The sequence below is a fragment of the Nocardia yunnanensis genome (assembly GCF_003626895.1).
GTDB lineage: Bacteria > Actinomycetota > Actinomycetes > Mycobacteriales > Mycobacteriaceae > Nocardia > Nocardia yunnanensis.
In genome coordinates, this window is sequence record NZ_CP032568.1 from 5,741,594 (window position 1) to 5,756,421 (window position 14,828).

The 14,828-nt window shown below is 67.7% G+C and carries 15 protein-coding genes and 1 pseudogene; 10 read left to right on the plus strand and 6 right to left on the minus strand.

Annotation, left to right across the window (positions count from 1 at the left end):
- Positions 1-10: 10 nt before the first annotated feature.
- Positions 11-2,773 carry a phosphoenolpyruvate carboxylase gene (ppc, locus tag D7D52_RS27115; RefSeq protein WP_120740796.1) on the plus strand — a complete coding sequence of 921 codons (2,763 nt, stop codon included), beginning with the start codon at positions 11-13 and terminating at the stop codon, positions 2,771-2,773.
- Between the two features lie 192 nt (positions 2,774-2,965).
- On the opposite strand, the gene D7D52_RS27120 is transcribed toward ppc, so the two are convergent.
- Entirely contained in the window at positions 2,966-3,817 is an 852-nt protein-coding gene (locus D7D52_RS27120; protein ID WP_120740799.1) for an SDR family NAD(P)-dependent oxidoreductase, read from the minus strand.
- A gap of 59 nt (positions 3,818-3,876) precedes the next feature.
- Positions 3,877-4,122, minus strand: a pseudogene (locus tag D7D52_RS27125) (LysR substrate-binding domain-containing protein); the annotation flags it as partial.
- A 177-nt stretch (positions 4,123-4,299) separates the two neighbouring features.
- Here D7D52_RS27125 and D7D52_RS27130 point away from each other — a divergent pair.
- Positions 4,300-4,659 carry a VOC family protein gene (locus D7D52_RS27130; RefSeq protein ID WP_120740803.1) on the plus strand — a complete coding sequence of 120 codons (360 nt, stop codon included), beginning with the start codon at positions 4,300-4,302 and terminating at the stop codon, positions 4,657-4,659.
- A gap of 86 nt (positions 4,660-4,745) precedes the next feature.
- Entirely contained in the window at positions 4,746-5,588 is an 843-nt protein-coding gene (locus tag D7D52_RS27135) for a helix-turn-helix domain-containing protein (protein ID WP_222932684.1), read from the plus strand.
- Positions 5,589-5,605: 17 nt separating this feature from the next.
- On the opposite strand, the gene D7D52_RS27140 is transcribed toward D7D52_RS27135, so the two are convergent.
- The 3 genes from D7D52_RS27140 to D7D52_RS27150 form a co-directional block, all read right to left on the minus strand.
- Positions 5,606-5,980 carry a hypothetical protein gene (locus D7D52_RS27140; RefSeq protein WP_120740805.1) on the minus strand — a complete coding sequence of 125 codons (375 nt, stop codon included), beginning with the start codon at positions 5,978-5,980 and terminating at the stop codon, positions 5,606-5,608.
- Between the two features lie 218 nt (positions 5,981-6,198).
- A complete protein-coding gene (locus D7D52_RS27145) occupies positions 6,199-7,167 on the minus strand; it encodes a sigma-70 family RNA polymerase sigma factor (RefSeq protein WP_120740807.1) in 969 nt (322 codons plus the stop codon).
- A 393-nt stretch (positions 7,168-7,560) separates the two neighbouring features.
- Positions 7,561-9,078 carry a DUF7782 domain-containing protein gene (locus tag D7D52_RS27150; protein WP_120740809.1) on the minus strand — a complete coding sequence of 506 codons (1,518 nt, stop codon included), beginning with the start codon at positions 9,076-9,078 and terminating at the stop codon, positions 7,561-7,563.
- A gap of 201 nt (positions 9,079-9,279) precedes the next feature.
- Here D7D52_RS27150 and D7D52_RS27155 point away from each other — a divergent pair, with 201 nt between their 5' ends.
- The 7 genes from D7D52_RS27155 to atpF all read left to right on the plus strand — a co-directional run bounded on the left by D7D52_RS27155 (position 9,280) and on the right by atpF (position 13,949).
- Entirely contained in the window at positions 9,280-9,618 is a 339-nt protein-coding gene (locus tag D7D52_RS27155) for a DUF485 domain-containing protein (protein ID WP_120740811.1), read from the plus strand.
- Positions 9,615-11,219: a solute symporter family protein gene (locus D7D52_RS27160; protein WP_120740813.1), complete on the plus strand. Its 1,605-nt coding sequence runs from the start codon at positions 9,615-9,617 to the stop codon at positions 11,217-11,219. The genes D7D52_RS27155 and D7D52_RS27160 overlap by 4 nt, the downstream gene beginning before the upstream one ends.
- 190 nt (positions 11,220-11,409) lie before the next feature.
- Complete coding sequence (locus D7D52_RS27165; protein ID WP_120744505.1) at positions 11,410-11,769, plus strand: hypothetical protein; 360 nt, start codon at positions 11,410-11,412, stop codon at positions 11,767-11,769.
- Positions 11,770-11,885: 116 nt separating this feature from the next.
- Positions 11,886-12,560, plus strand: a complete 675-nt coding sequence (atpB, locus tag D7D52_RS27170) for a F0F1 ATP synthase subunit A (protein ID WP_246024070.1) — start codon at positions 11,886-11,888, stop codon at positions 12,558-12,560.
- Between the two features lie 47 nt (positions 12,561-12,607).
- Positions 12,608-12,865 carry a F0F1 ATP synthase subunit C gene (locus D7D52_RS27175; protein ID WP_040810042.1) on the plus strand — a complete coding sequence of 86 codons (258 nt, stop codon included), beginning with the start codon at positions 12,608-12,610 and terminating at the stop codon, positions 12,863-12,865.
- An 8-nt stretch (positions 12,866-12,873) separates the two neighbouring features.
- Positions 12,874-13,380 carry a F0F1 ATP synthase subunit B gene (locus tag D7D52_RS27180; RefSeq protein WP_120740817.1) on the plus strand — a complete coding sequence of 169 codons (507 nt, stop codon included), beginning with the start codon at positions 12,874-12,876 and terminating at the stop codon, positions 13,378-13,380.
- On the plus strand, positions 13,377-13,949 hold the full coding sequence (gene atpF, locus D7D52_RS27185) for a F0F1 ATP synthase subunit B (protein WP_120740820.1): 573 nt from the start codon (positions 13,377-13,379) through the stop codon (positions 13,947-13,949). Before D7D52_RS27180 ends, atpF begins: the two co-directional genes overlap by 4 nt.
- Positions 13,950-14,071: 122 nt before the next feature.
- Here atpF and D7D52_RS27190 read toward each other — a convergent pair whose 3' ends face one another.
- On the minus strand, positions 14,072-14,815 hold the full coding sequence (locus D7D52_RS27190) for a VOC family protein (protein ID WP_120740822.1): 744 nt from the start codon (positions 14,813-14,815) through the stop codon (positions 14,072-14,074).
- Positions 14,816-14,828: the final 13 nt, after the last annotated feature.

Below are 14,828 nucleotides of genomic sequence, written 5' to 3' on the forward strand. Positions count from 1 at the left end.
AGGTGAACGTATGCAGGGAAACCAGATCGAGACGGCCACCGCGCCACTGCGCGACGATATCCGGTTCCTCGGCGGGATCCTCGGTGACACCATTCGCGACCACGAGGGCGCGGCCATCTTCGACCTCATCGAGGCCGTCCGCGTCGAGGCGTTCAAGGTGCGCCGCTCCGAGGTGGACCGCAGCGCGGTGGCGGACATGTTGCGCGAGGTCGACATTCACACCGCCATCCCGGTCATCCGGGCCTTCAGCCACTTCCTGCTGCTGGCCAACCTGGCCGAGGATCTGCAGCGCGATCGGCGGCGCGCGGTGCACGTCGCGGCGGGAGAGCCGCCACAGGACTCCAGCCTGGCGGCCACCTACCGCAAGCTCGACGCCGCCGGCCTCGACGGGGACGCCGCGGCGGATCTGCTGACCGATGCCCTGGTGTCGCCCGTCATCACCGCGCACCCCACCGAAACCCGGCGGCGCACCATCTTCGACGTGCAGGGCCGGATCACCGAGCTGATGCGGCAGCGGCAGCGCTACAACCGCTTCGAGCCGGAGTTCGCCGAGCTCGAGGTCGATATCCGGCGGCAGGTGCTGCAGCTGTGGCGCGCGGCATTGATTCGTCTGGCGCGCTTGCGGATTCAGGACGAGATCGAGGTGGGGCTGCGCTACTACGACCTGACCCTGTTCGACGTCATCCCGCGCATCAACGATCAGGTGCGAGCCGCCCTGCGGGAGCGCTGGCCGGGGCACGAACTGCTGAGCCGTCCGATCCTGCGGCCGGGGTCGTGGATCGGCGGCGACCGCGACGGCAATCCGTTCGTGACCGCCGAGGTGGTGCATCGCGCCACCCACCGCGCGGGCGCCGTCGCCTTCGACCGTTATCTGAAATCGCTGGTGGAGCTGGAGAAGACGCTGTCGCAGTCGGCGCGGCTGGTGCCGGTGACCCCGGAGCTCGCGGCGATAGCCGATGCGGGCTACGACGATTCGCCGCAGCGGGCCGACGAACCGTATCGCCGGGCGATCCGCGGCATCCGGGCGCGGCTCAGCGCCACGGCCTGCCGGTCGCTGGGGGAGATCCCCGCCGACGGTATCGATGTCGGCGCCGAACCCTACGCCGGGCCCGAGGGGCTGCTCGCCGATCTCGCCGTGGTCGACGCCTCCATGCGCGCCTCCGGTGACGGCCTGCTGGCCGATGATCGGCTGGCTGGGTTGCGTGCCGCCGTGCAGACCTTCGGCTTCCACCTGCAAGGTCTGGACATGCGCCAGAACTCCGAATCCCACGAGCAGGTGGTCGCCGAGCTGTTCGCCTGGGCCGGAGTGCATTCCGACTACGCCTCGCTCGACGAGCCCGCGCGGGTGGAGCTGCTGTCGGCCGAGCTGACCACCCGCCGCCCGCTGATCGGGCCGACCGCCCGGTTGAGCGAGCTGGCGGCCAAGGAACTCGCGGTGGTGCGGTCCGCCAAGACCGCCCTCGACGATCTGGGCCCGGATACCGTGCCCAACTACATCATCAGCATGTGCACCTCGGTCAGCGACATGCTCGAGGCCGCCCTGCTGTTGAAGGAGGCCGGCATCCTCGACCCGGGCGACGCGGACACTCCGCCGTCCAGCCCGGTCGGTGTCGTGCCACTGTTCGAGACCATCGACGATCTGCGTCACGGCGCCGAGATCCTCTCGGCCGCACTGGAAGTGCCCGCCTATCACCGGCTGGTGGCGGCGCGGGGCATGCAGCAGGAGGTGATGCTCGGCTATTCGGACTCCAACAAGGACGGCGGTTATCTGGCCGCCAACTGGGCGCTGTATCGCGCCGAGCTGAACCTGGTGGACGCGGCCCGCAAGACCGGAATTCGCCTGCGGCTCTTCCACGGTCGCGGCGGCACCGTGGGTCGCGGCGGCGGCCGCAGCTACGACGCGATCCTCGCCCAGCCCGCGGGCGCGGTGCGCGGTTCGCTGCGGTTGACCGAGCAGGGCGAGGTCATCTCCACCAAGTACGCCGAGTCCGGCACGGCCTTCCGCAATCTCGAGGCGCTGGTCGCCGGCACCCTGGAATCCACCCTGCTCGATGTCGAGGGGCTGGGCGCCGAAGCCGAGCCCGCCTACGAAATCCTCGACGAGCTGGCCGAATCCGCGCGCGTCGCCTACGCGAAGCTGGTGCACGAGACGCCCGGTTTCGTCGACTACTTCCGCGCCTCCACCCCCATCGCCGAGGTGGCCGACCTGAATCTGGGCAGCCGCCCCGCCTCCCGCAAACCGACCAACTCCGTCTATGACCTGCGCGCCATTCCGTGGGTCATGGCCTGGAGTCAGTCGCGGGTCATGCTGCCGGGCTGGTACGGGACCGGCAGCGCCTTCGAACAGTGGATCGGGGACGATCCGGCCCGCCTGGCCACCCTGTCGGATCTCTACCGGCGCTGGCCGTTCTTCCAGACGGTGCTGTCCAACCTGGCCCAGGTCATGGCCAAGGCGGATATGGACATCGCCGCCCGCTACGCCGACCTGGTTCCCGACAAAGCCTTGCGCGACAATGTCTTCGGGATGATCTGCGACGAATTCTCCCGCACCGTCCGCATGCATGCGGCGATCACCGGCACCGACGAGCTGCTCGCCGACAACCCCGCCCTGGCCGAATCCATCCACAACCGCTTCCCCTACCTGGAACCGCTGAACCAACTCCAGGTCGAACTGCTACGCCGACGCCGCGCCGGCGACACCTCCGAACTCGTCGAACGCGGAATCCTGCTCACCATGAACGGCCTGGCCACCGCCCTCCGCAACTCCGGCTAGCCGCGCCCCACGATTGCTCTGCCCCAGGAAGACGGGGCAGAGCAATCCTGTGGAACATCGACATTTCGCACTGTGGGCGAGCTGGCGTCGGCGCTCACATCATCGGTGTGTCGAGCAGGAGTTCCAGATGGGTGTAGCAAGCGCGCGGTCGACCGGGCCACGTGGCAAATCGGTCGGCCTACGGTCTCTGGCTCACACCCGGAACTGTGTGGCGTGATCGCGTGCCCAGTCGGCGTAGGTGCGCGGGGCGCGGCCGAGTATCTGCTCGATATCCTTTGTGACAGTGGTGTTTCCGCCCTTGCGGACGAAAGCGTTGCCCGCGGCGGCGCGCGCGGCGAACTCCTCGCTGCGGCCCGCCGCGACCAGGGCCGCGCCGACCTGATCGGACGGGATGTCGGCCACCTCGAGGCGGCGGCCCAGGACCTCGCCCAGGATGGCCGCCTGCTCGGGCACCGACAATGCCTGCGGTCCGGTCAGGGTGTAGATCCGGCCGGCGTGGTCGTCGGACAGCAGTGCGGCGACCGCCACCTCGGCGATATCGCGCGGATCGACGACGCCCTGCGCGCCGGACCCGGTCAGATTGGGCACCGGCCGGCCGGCCCCGAGGGGTGCGGCCCAGCTCAGTGTGTTCGAGGCGAACGAGCTCGGCCGCAGGATCGTCCACACCGCCCCGCTCTGGCTGATCGCCCGCTCGCCGGGCATATGCCAGGCGGCGAACGGTCCCAGCAGGGTGTCGCCGGTGCCGATCGCCGAGAGCTTCACCAGCCGGGTGACGCCGGCGTCCCGGGCGGCGGTGATCAGCGCGGTATCGGTATCGGCGTCCTCGATCGAGACCTGCCCCACCAGAAACGCCGCCTCGGCTCCCGCGAACGCCGCCGCCAAGGACTCCGGGTCCAGATAGTCGCCCCGGACCACCTCCACACCGTCGGGAACCCGCGCGCCCTCCGGATTCCGGCTCACCGCACGTACTTTCGCGCCCCGCGCGGCCAGCTGACGAACCACTTCACTGCCGATGGTGCCCGTGGCACCCGTCACTACGATCATGTCGACAACTCTGCCGACCGAAACCGTGCCGGTGATAGGAAGAACCGGCACAGCCGCCGCTACCGCTCCGCGGTGATGGCGGGAAGCATGCCCTCGGCCCAGTACGGCGGCACGTTACCCAGCCTCGGGAACACGCAGTCGGCCAGGTCCTCCATCGACATGCCCGCCCGGCCGGCCAGATCCGAACCGGTCGGAGTGGCCAGCACGCGGCCCTCGGTCATGACCACCGGACCGACCGTCAGATCGGGTTCGCGCACCGGCAGCCAGATCAGACCGAGATCGACCGCCCGCGCCCGCAACGCGGTGAACGGTTCGCTGTGCGTAGTAGAGCACTTGCTCTGTTATTCGCGTAACGTATCGCGGTCGTGAACCTCGGGCTTAACCGGCGTTTCGATCTTTGTCGTTGTTCCCACCTGCGCCGACGCCGAAGCTGTTGGGGGGCCGCCGGTTCCGGCGGCCGACCTCGAGAACAGGACGACGGTATGAGAATTCTCGGCGCGGCCATCACCTTGGGCGTTTCCGATCCCGCGGCGTCGAGCGCCTTCTTCTGCACCCACCTGGGTTTCCGCGCCACGCCGATCGGCGACGGGGCGATCAGCCTCGAACGCGACGACCTGGACGTGGAAATCATTGTGCGGCAAGCGGAGCCGGACCCGGATGTGCAGATGTCCTTCGACGTCGCCGACCTGATCACCGAACAGGAGCGCCTCACCGAGGAGGGCGCGCCCATCAGCGAACCGCTCTCGCGTGCCGCCGGCGGGATGCTGCTGTTACGGCTCACCGACCCGAATCAACTCGAGATCGCGCTGACCCAGTGGACCCCGCCCGCCGGCTCGCACTGAAACCGGTCGTGTTTCGGAGGCAACCACGTCCGGCATAGGAAAAATCGGCAGTGTCCGGTGGCTGGATGCTCACTAGAGTCGATGTGGTGACCAGTGCGCAAACGTCGGGGGCCGTGACGGCGACGGTGGTGACCGCCGTTGATCTCGAGCGGCGGCTGCCACCGCCCGCGGCGTTGCGCCCGTGGATCACCGAGATCGCGCACATTCCGATGGTGCGTCCGGCCGTCACGGCGTTCACCCATGTGCCCGAAACCGCCACCACGATCGTGCTGCGCCGGGCGGCCTCCGGGCAGCGTGACGTCCTGGTGCTGGGTCCGCGCACGCGCGCCACCTACGCGAATCCGAACAAGGCCGCCGGCTGCACTCGAATCCGGCTGGCCCCGGGCGCCTCCGAGGCGTTGCTCGGCCTGCCGGCCGCCGCGCTCACCGATCGGGTGGCCCGGCTCTCGGACTTGCCCGGCCCGGCGGCCGAACTCGCGGCGGGCCTGCTCGTGCGCGAGCCCGAGGAGATCGCGGACTTCCTGGAAGCCGAACTGCCGCAGTACCTTCGCGACAACCCGATCCGCCGCGACCATCGCCGGCTGCTGGATTCGGCCGTCGCCGCCATCGGTTCCACCGTCCCGGTGGGTGAGGTGGCCACCAGCCTCGCCGTCAGCGAACGCCAGCTGCGCAACCTGTTCACCGCCGGAATCGGGCTGTCGCCCAAGCACTATGCCCGCATCACCCGGGTGCGCCAGATCCTGGCCGCCGCGGGCAACACCCCGTGGTCGCACCTCGCCACCGACTCCGGCTACTACGACCAATCCCATATGACCGCGGACTTCCGGTCACTGATGGGCGTGACACCGGGCCGCTTCTTCCAGGGCCGGGTGCCCGCCCCCACCCCGTGCCAGTCGATCACGCGGCCCTTCGAGCTGCGGTCTGCATGACGCCAGCCGGTTGCGGCTCACATCAGGGCGATGAGGGGCTGGGTTTCGGTTGCGGGGTGCAGGGATTCGATGAGGGCCGTCAGCCGGATGCGGGATTCGCCGAGCTGCCCGGTGAAGACGCGGCGGCCGGCGGAGGCGTCGCAGACGTCGGTGGCGTCGGTCAGGTTCAGAGCGCGCGCCCAGGTGAGCAGCTGCGAATTGGATTCGGCGGCAGCCAGATCCGGGTGCACGGTGCCGCAGAATTCGGCGTCCGCGCCGGTCGCGTCCAGGCGGGCCCGGCAGTCCCACATCCAGCTCACCGCCGGTAGCGATGCCCCGGCGATCTCGCTCGCATAGGAGTTCACCAGCTGCGACAAAGTGTCGATGGCAATCATCGTCAGCGAATCGGTCACGTGCGCCAGACTCCCACCTGCGAGACCGGCTGGCCCGCAACCGCACTCGCTACCGCGTGTCGATGGCCTCGAAACGAACATACGCCGGCCGACTCTGCTCGCCCGGAGGGGGACGTACGGGGAGCGGAATCGGCCGGCGGATCGGGCCAGCGCCTCGAAGATGGCCCGACGAGTACGAGCGGAGCCGTGCAGGGGGTGCGGCTCCACCCGGCTGTCGATCAGCTGGCGTAGGCGCGCAGGCGATCGGCGCGCTCGCCCTTGCGGAGCTTGGACATGACCTCGCGCTCGATCTGGCGGACCCGCTCGCGCGACAGGCCGAACAGCTTGCCGATCTGATCGAGGGTGCGCGGCTGACCGTCGTCGAGGCCGTAGCGCAGCCGGATGACCTGCTGCTCACGCTCGTCCAGGGTGGCCAGCACGCTGCGCACGTCGCGGTGCAGCAGCCCGGCGATGACCGCGGACTCGGCGGAGGTCGCCTCGGAGTCCTCGATGAAATCGCCCAGCGGAGCCTCTTCGTCATTGCCGACCGGCATGTCCAGCGAGACCGGGTCGCGGCTGTGGTCGAGCAGATCGGCGATCTTCTCCACCGGAATGCCGGACTCGTTGGCCAGTTCCGCGTCGGTGGCCTCGCGGCCGAGCTGCTGATGCAGTTCACGCTTGATGCGCGCCAGCTTGTTCACCTGCTCGACCAGATGGACGGGCAGGCGGATGGTGCGGGACTGATCGGCCATGCCGCGGGTGATCGCCTGGCGAATCCACCAGGTGGCGTAGGTCGAGAACTTGAAGCCCTTGGTGTAGTCGAACTTCTCCATCGCGCGGATCAGACCCAGGTTGCCCTCCTGGATGAGGTCCAGCAGCGGCATGCCGCGACCGGTGTAGCGCTTGGCGAGGGAGACCACGAGGCGGAGGTTGGCTTCCAGCAGGTGCTGGCGAGCGGCCTGACCTTCGCGAACCAGGATCGCGAGATCCTTCTTCTTCGCGGCGGACAGTCGTTTGCTCGTCTCCAGCAGGTGCTGTGCATAGAGGCCCGCCTCGATGCGCTTGGCCAGCTCGACCTCGTCGGCCGCCGTCAGCAGCGCCGTCTTACCGATCCCGTTCAGGTACACCCGTACCAAGTCGGCGGCGGGGCTTGCGGCATCGAGGTCTTGTTCGCTGGTGCGCACGTCAGTGGTGGCGGGGCTTGTCATGACTTGCCTCCTGTCGGTGGTGTCTCGCTCCGTTCAACGGGCCCGACATCAGGAAAGTTCCCCGGACCAGAGCCGGTAAACCGTGCTTGATCTGCGGTTTTCACGACTCACATCTGAGAAGTTCCTGAGAAGCGCGTATCCTGCGGAACCCGAACTTCCGGCGGGCGGCCCGCGGTGACCGGGTGGTTGCCGCCCGCCGGACCCGAACTTCCTGACGCGACAAGCGAATACGCGTTTCAAACCTGCGAATGGATTTTCCGGCGGCAGGTCCTGCGAGCGTGAACGGCAACGAAACCCGGCCCGCCCGCATTCCCGGCACCCGTCGGGATCGATACGCGGGCGACATGTGATCGTGACGGACCTCACGCCGCTCAGGAACGGTTTTCGGGAGGCTCAGCGCGGATGGACGAGCCCGTGGCGCACCAGCCCGGCCACGATCGACAGGGCCGCGGTCCGGAACTCCTCGGTCGCGGACTCACCGGTCTCGCCGAAGGCCAGCAGCTCGATCAGTTCCCGTAGCGGCAGGCCGTCGGGGCGCATGCCGGCCAGTAGCGCGGCGGTGGCGTCGTCCACCTCGTGCTGCCAGCGCGGGCCGTCGCCGCGATGCAGCCGCGTCACCCGCTGCGCCCAGCCCTCGGCGCCGGGCAGATAGACGCGTTCGAGGGCGGTGGCCGGATCGACCTCGTAGCGGGAGTCGAGGAGCAGGTCCGGGTCGGCGGCCGCGGCCCGCAGCCACGCCGAGCGCTCGAAGTACGCGAGCGCCTCGGGACCCAGCGGATCGTCGAAGCCGTGGGTGAGGTCCTCGGCGAGCAGTTCGGTGGGGCCGTCGATGGCGCGCAGATAGACGAAGCCGAATCCGATGCCCGTCACCCCGGATTCGGCGAAGGCGTCGAGCCAGCGTTCGGCGCGCGCCTGGGCGGCGCCCTCGCGCGGGTCCAATCCGGCGTCGCGCAACCAGGTCCCGACATAGAGGGCGGGATCGGCGATGTCGCGCTGCACGATCCAGGCGTCGACGCCGTGGTCGGGCAGCCAGCTCGCCACGCGGCCGCGCCAATCCTGACCTTCGATATGCACCCAGGACGCCAGCAGCGCGGCGGTGCCGCCCGGATTCAACAGCTCGGGGATGCCGGAGACGACCAGTTCGCTCGCGCCGTCGAGCGCCAGACCCGAATCCCGGTAGGTGTGCTCGACCCGCGCGGGGCCGACCACGAACGGGGGATTGGCGACGATCTGATCGAAGCGGCGGCCCGCGACCGGCTCGAACCAGGAGCCTTGCAGCAGTTCGATGTCCAGGTCGTTGAGCGCTGCGGTGGCCTCGGCCAGCCAGATCGCGCGCTGGTTGAGGTCGGTGCCGGTGACCTCGGCGCCGTAGGCGGCGGCGTGCACCGCCTGCACGCCGCAGCCGGTGCCGAGATCCAGCACGGCGCCGGTCTTGCGGGTCGGGGTGGCACGCAGCAGCGACAGCGACGCCTGCCCGACGCCGAGCACGTGATCGGTGCCGAGGCTGCGGCGGCGCATGGAGTCGTCGAGATCCGACAGCACCCAGCGGGTGCCCTCGCCCAGATCGAGGGGTCGCAGGTCCAGTGCCGCGCGCACCTCGTCGCCATCCCGTGCCAGCAGGCCCGCCGCGACGGCACGATCGATGCTCAGCGGTGAGAGGGCCGCTGCCGCTTCGGTTTCGGTGACCGGATCGCCGAGCAGCAGCAGTCGCACCAGGGTGCCGAGTTCGCCGAGTGTGGTGGCGGCGCGGCGGACCGGCACCGGCTCGCCGCGCCCGAGGGCGGCGTGGGCGGCGTCGCCCAGCGCGTCGAGGAGGGTGTCCGCGTCGTAGCCGACGCGGGTCAGCGCCGCGCGGAGGTCGGGCGCGAGGTCGGCGAGCAGGGACGAGGTGGTCGTCTGGTTCGTCGGCATAACAGCGAACTCTGCCACCGCGACCCGGCGGCATTCGCCGGCGGCCCGGTTCCCGGAAGGCAACCGGTTGGTAGCTGGCGGTCGGCAGGCATGAATTTCCGCTCACTTACCGATTAATTCGCGATCTCACCTGCGGTTATTCGCCCCGCTCACACCAAGATCCATTGCTAATGTGACCTGGATCACCAGGAGGTATCGCAGTTGACAACCGACACCACGACCGACCGACCGTCCCCGGACTGGTCCGAGGTCTACGACAGTCCCGAGTTCCAGCGCCTGCGTACGCGCTTCCGGCGCTTCGTGTTCCCCATGACCGCCCTGTTCCTGGCCTGGTACGCGCTCTACGTGCTGCTGGCCGACTACGCCCACGGCTTCATGTCGCACAAGGTCGGCGGCAATATCACCGTCGGCCTCGTTTTCGGGCTGCTGCAGTTCCTTTCGACCTTCGTCATCACCGGCCTCTACGTCCGCTACGCCGACCGCAGGCTCGATCCGGAGGCCGAGCGACTGCGCGCCGAACTGGAAGGCGGCCAGCGGTGAACACCTATCTGGCAGCCGCCGTCGAGGGCAGCCGGCCCGGACTCAACATCACCATCTTCGCGATCTTCGTGGTCATCACGCTCGGCATCGTGGTGTGGGCGAGCCGCGACAATCGCACGGCCGCCGACTATTACGCCGCCGGGCGCGCGTTCTCCGGCGCGCAGAACGGGATCGCCATCTCGGGCGACTACCTGTCCGCGGCCAGTTTCCTCGGCATCGCCGGGGCCATCGCGGTCTACGGCTACGACGGATTCCTCTATTCCATCGGCTTCCTGGTCGCCTGGCTGGTGGCCTTGCTGCTGGTGGCCGAATTACTGCGCAACACCGGCAAATTCACCCTCGGCGACGTGCTGGCCTTCCGCATGCGGCAGCGGCCGGTGCGGGCCGCGGCGGCCACCTCGACGCTGGCGGTGAGCCTGTTCTATCTGCTCGCCCAGATGGCGGGCGCGGGGGTGCTCATCTCGCTGCTGCTGGGCGTATCCAGTTCGGCGGGACAGAATCTCGTGATCGGCGTGGTCGGCGCGATCATGATCGTCTACGTGCTCGTCGGCGGGATGAAGGGCACCACATGGGTGCAGATCGTCAAGGCGGTGCTGCTGATCGCGGCGGCCGCGGCCATGACCTTCTGGGTGCTGGGGCGCTACGACTTCAATGTGTCGAGCGTGCTGCAGGACGCGGTGGCGCACGGCGGCAAGACCGGCGCGAAACTGCTCGAACCGGGCTTCAAATACGGCAAGAACGGCACCAGCAAGCTCGACTTCCTCTCTCTCGCCCTGGCTCTCGTGCTCGGCACGGCCGGGCTGCCGCACGTGCTGATGCGCTTCTACACCGTGCCCACGGCCAAGGACGCGCGCCGGTCGGTGGTGTGGGCGATCGGGTTGATCGGGGTGTTCTATCTGTTCACCCTGGTGCTCGGTTACGGCGCGGCCGCGCTGGTCGGGCCGGACAAGATCGCCAAGGCGCCGGGCAAGGAGAATGCGGCGGCGCCGCTGCTGGCGCTCGAGCTGGGCGGCCCGGTGCTGCTGGGATTCGTTGCGGCCGTGGCATTCGCGACGATTCTGGCGGTGGTCGCGGGGTTGACCATCACCGCGTCGGCATCGTTCGCGCACGACGTGTACGCGAACGTGTTGCGGCGCGGGCAGGCTGACGGCCGGGGCGAGGTGCGGGTCGCGCGGATCACCGCGGTGGTGATCGGGGCGCTGGCGATCGTGGGCGGCATTCTGGCAAAGAACCAGAATGTGGCGTTCCTGGTGGCGCTGGCGTTCGCGGTGGCCGCCTCGGCAAACCTTCCGACCATCCTGTATTCGTTGTTCTGGCGGCGCTTCAACACCGCCGGCGCGCTGTGGAGCAGCTACGGCGGACTGGCCGTCACGATCGTGTTGATCGTGTTCTCCCCGGCGGTGTCCGGCGCGCCCACCGCCATGATCAAATCCCAGGACTTCCACTGGTTCCCGCTCTCGAACCCGGGTCTGGTGTCCATCCCGGTTTCGTTCGCTCTGGGCTGGCTGGGAACGATCGTGTCTCGGGAGCGTGACGATTTGAAGTACGCCGAGATGCAGGTGCGGTCGCTGACCGGCGTCGGAGCCGAAAAGGCCGGGTAATGGTAAAGCCGGATTAAAATGGCGAAAAGTTAGCTGAAAGGCGTTTCAGAATTTCAAGATCAAAAATTTGAAGATCAAAAATACTGGCCCGCAACGAGGTTGGGCTGTGTATGCTATTGATCATGCACAGCCCCACTACGAGGTGGGATGACGGCAAGGCGGTGTCGTATTGGACCTGAACAGGCTCCGGATGCGCAGGGCGACGGCTATTGCAATCGCTTTCGGCGTACTGGCATTGATGGTCACGGGTGCGCTCGATCGATTGTTGCTGGGTGTTTTCATAGCCGGCGGTTTGACTCTCGGTTGGGTTAATGCCCGGCTCACGTGGATGTCGATTGTCCGCATCACCGATGCGGAAACTCCCAGCAAACAAAAGCTGGCGCTCTCCTCGGCCTCGCGCTTGATCATTCTGACCGGACTGTCGATTCTGGTGGCGTTCCTGACTCGGCCCAACGGCGTCGGAATCTTCTTCGGGCTGGCCCTCTTTCAATTGATTCTGGTGTTGCACACCGTTCTGCCCGAGGTGAAAGGGCTTCGACAGCAATCATGACCATCCCCGTTGCTACCCTCGCCCATCTGTCGGGACCGACAAGGCTGGCCGCCGAGGATTCCTCGGGGGAGTCCAAGATTCATGTCGGCGAGCACGCCCAGGCCCACCTGTGGGGCATGACCTTCAACGTGGACACCATCGTGTCCACCGGGGTCGCCGCGCTGATCGTGCTCGGGCTGGCCTTCTACCTGCGGGCCAAGATCACCTCCGGCGTGCCCAACGGCGTGCAGTTGTTCTTCGAGACCATCACGGTCCAGATGCGCAATCAGGTGGAGACCGCGATCGGTATGAAGATCGCGCCGTTCGTACTGCCGCTGGCGGTCACGCTGTTCACCTTCATCCTGCTGTCGAACTGGTTGTCGGTGCTGCCCGTGCAGTACGGCTCCGGCGAATTGATCGCCCCGCCGGCCTCCGATTTCAACTTCACGCTCTCGCTGGCGCTGTTCGTATTCCTGCTCTATCACGCCGCCGGTGCGTGGCGGCGCGGTCCGGGCGGACATGTGAAACAGTTGCTCAAGGGCCACACCGGCTGGGGCCCCATGGTTTTCATCAATGTGGTCGAGGAAATCGCCAAACCGCTGTCGCTGTCCTTGCGGCTTTTCGGCAACATGTTCGCCGGCGGTGTCATGGTTTCGGTCATCACATTGTTCCCGTTCTGGATCAGCTGGGGTCCGAACGCCGTCTGGAAGATCTTCGATCTGTTCGTCGGAGCCATTCAGGCGTTCATCTTCGCCCTGCTGACCATCCTCTACTTCAGCCAGTCGATGTCGCTGGAGAGTGAACACCACTGAGCCGCGTCGGCGACTCAGCGCAACAACCCTTTTGAAGGAAGTGAAAAATGGCTGACCCAGCAACCGCGAGTATCGTCCAGGGCGCTCTCATCGGCGGCGGCATCATTCTGGCGGGCGGTGCCATCGGCGCGGGTATCGGTGACGGTCTGGCCGGCGCCGCCTTGATCAACGGCGTCACCCGCCAGCCCGAGGCCGAAGGCCGCCTGCGCGTGAACTTCTTCCTGACCGTCGGTCTGGTCGAAGCGGCGTACTTCATCAACCTAGCGTTCATGGCGCTGTTCGTATTCGCTACTCCCGGTAAGTAGACGTCATCATGTCTCCCAGAACGGATGTGGAGGCCGCCGGGAACTTCCTGGTTCCCAACGGCACCTTCTTCGCCGAGTTATTGATCTTCCTGATCGTGCTCGCGGTCATCTGGTTCTTCGTGGTTCCGCCGATCCGAAAAGTGCTGGCGGAGCGGGAGGCACGCGTCGAGGTCACGACGGCAACCGCCAAGGAAGCCAGCGAAACCTTCGCTGAAGCCGAGGCACGCTACGAATCCGCACTCGAGAAGGCTCGCGCCGAAGCGGCCGAGATCCGCAACGAGGCCCGGGCGCAAGGCCGGGCCATTCTCGAGGAGATGCGTGGCGAGGCGCAGAAAGAGGCCGACCAGATCGTGGCCGAGTCCACGGCGCACCTGCGCGCCGAGGCCGACCAGGTGGCCGCCGAACTACGCGAAGCCGTCGAACCACTCGCACAGGACCTGGCAGGCCGGGTCCTCGGCGGGAACGATCGTGCCCGGACCAGCGCGGGCCAGCAGAGAGGACGGGGGTCTGCATGATCCTCACCGATACCCACCTCGCCGAGGGTATTTACCACATCACCTTCGATTGGCCGGTGTTCTTCAGCCAGCTGTTCGGCTTCGCGGTCATCGTCTGGTTCTTCGTGAAATACGTTGTGCCGCCGATGAAGAGGATCATGAACAACGCGCAGGACCAGATTCGCCGGCAGCTCGAGGAGAGCGAGGCGGCCGCCGAGCGCCTCGCCAGCGCCAAGGCCGCCTACGACAATGCGGTCTCCGAAGCCAAGGCCGAACTCGAGCGCATGCGCGAGGAAGCCCGCGTCGACGCCGACCGCATCATCGCCCAGATGCGCGAGGCCGCCGCGGCCGAGGTGGAGCGGGTGCGCAAGCAGGGCCGCGATCAGATCCTGCAGTACCGCAGGCAGATGATCCGCGACCTGGAGGCCGATCTCGCCGCGGCCATGCTCGCGCTCACCGAGGAGAAGGTGCGCGAACAACTCGGCTCGCCGCAACAGCGCGCCGACAGCATCGACCGGTTCCTCGAGGACCTCGAGGCGCTGGCCAATTCCGGCGACGCGCGGCGTGAGCCGCAGACCGAGCGGAAATAGCCGCACGGCGTTCGTCACCCCGAAGCCCTCGGCACAAGCTTGCTGAAACCCATGGGCTTGCTGAAACCCCGGACATCGTCCGGGGTTTCAGCGTGTCCAGCGCAGTGGCCGGCGTCTGCTCGTCAGGCGGGTTTGCGGCTGGTGAGACAGTAGGGCTGGCCGGTGGGGTCGGCCATGACGATCCAGTGTTTGCCGCGGTCGGTGCGCCGGGCGCCGAGGGATTCGTGCCAGGCGGCGGTGGCTTCCATGTCGGTGCAGGCGATATCGGGATGTGCTGTGGTGGGCCGGTTTTCGCCGAGGCGCTGGAGCAGGAAGTCGATGGGCGAGTCGGGACGCGGGGACAGGCGGGTGAATTCGGGCAGCGTGCTGGGACGCCAAGCCCACCCGGTCAAGTCGGTCCAGAAGCGGGATTCGACATCGTAGTCGCTGTCGCCGATGTCGAGGCAGATCTGGTCGAGGCGGCTGCGGTCACCGGATGGGCCCGTCACGGTCGGGGCGAGCGCGGTGGCGGAGTCGTGGAAGGGTGTGACGCAGAACGGCATTCCGGCGGGGGAGTGCAGCACCGCGTAGCCGATGCGGGAGGTGAGGATATTGTCCTCGGCCAGGGTGGCCCCGAGTGCGACGGCGCGATCGGTCGCCGCCGGGACGTCGTCGACATCGAGGTCCAGGTGCAGGCGCGCCGGGCCGCCGATGGACTGCATCTTCAGTGTCGCCGCGCCGGATTCCGGTAGCAGCGTGAGGAATTCGTCGTGGTCACCGCGCCGGGGCGACAACGTGGTGCCGGTGACGGCGGTCCAGAATTCGGCGGTGATGTCGAATTGTGCGGCGGGACGATCCAGGAAGGCCCACACCCAGCGAATCGTCATGCGGTCTCCAGGG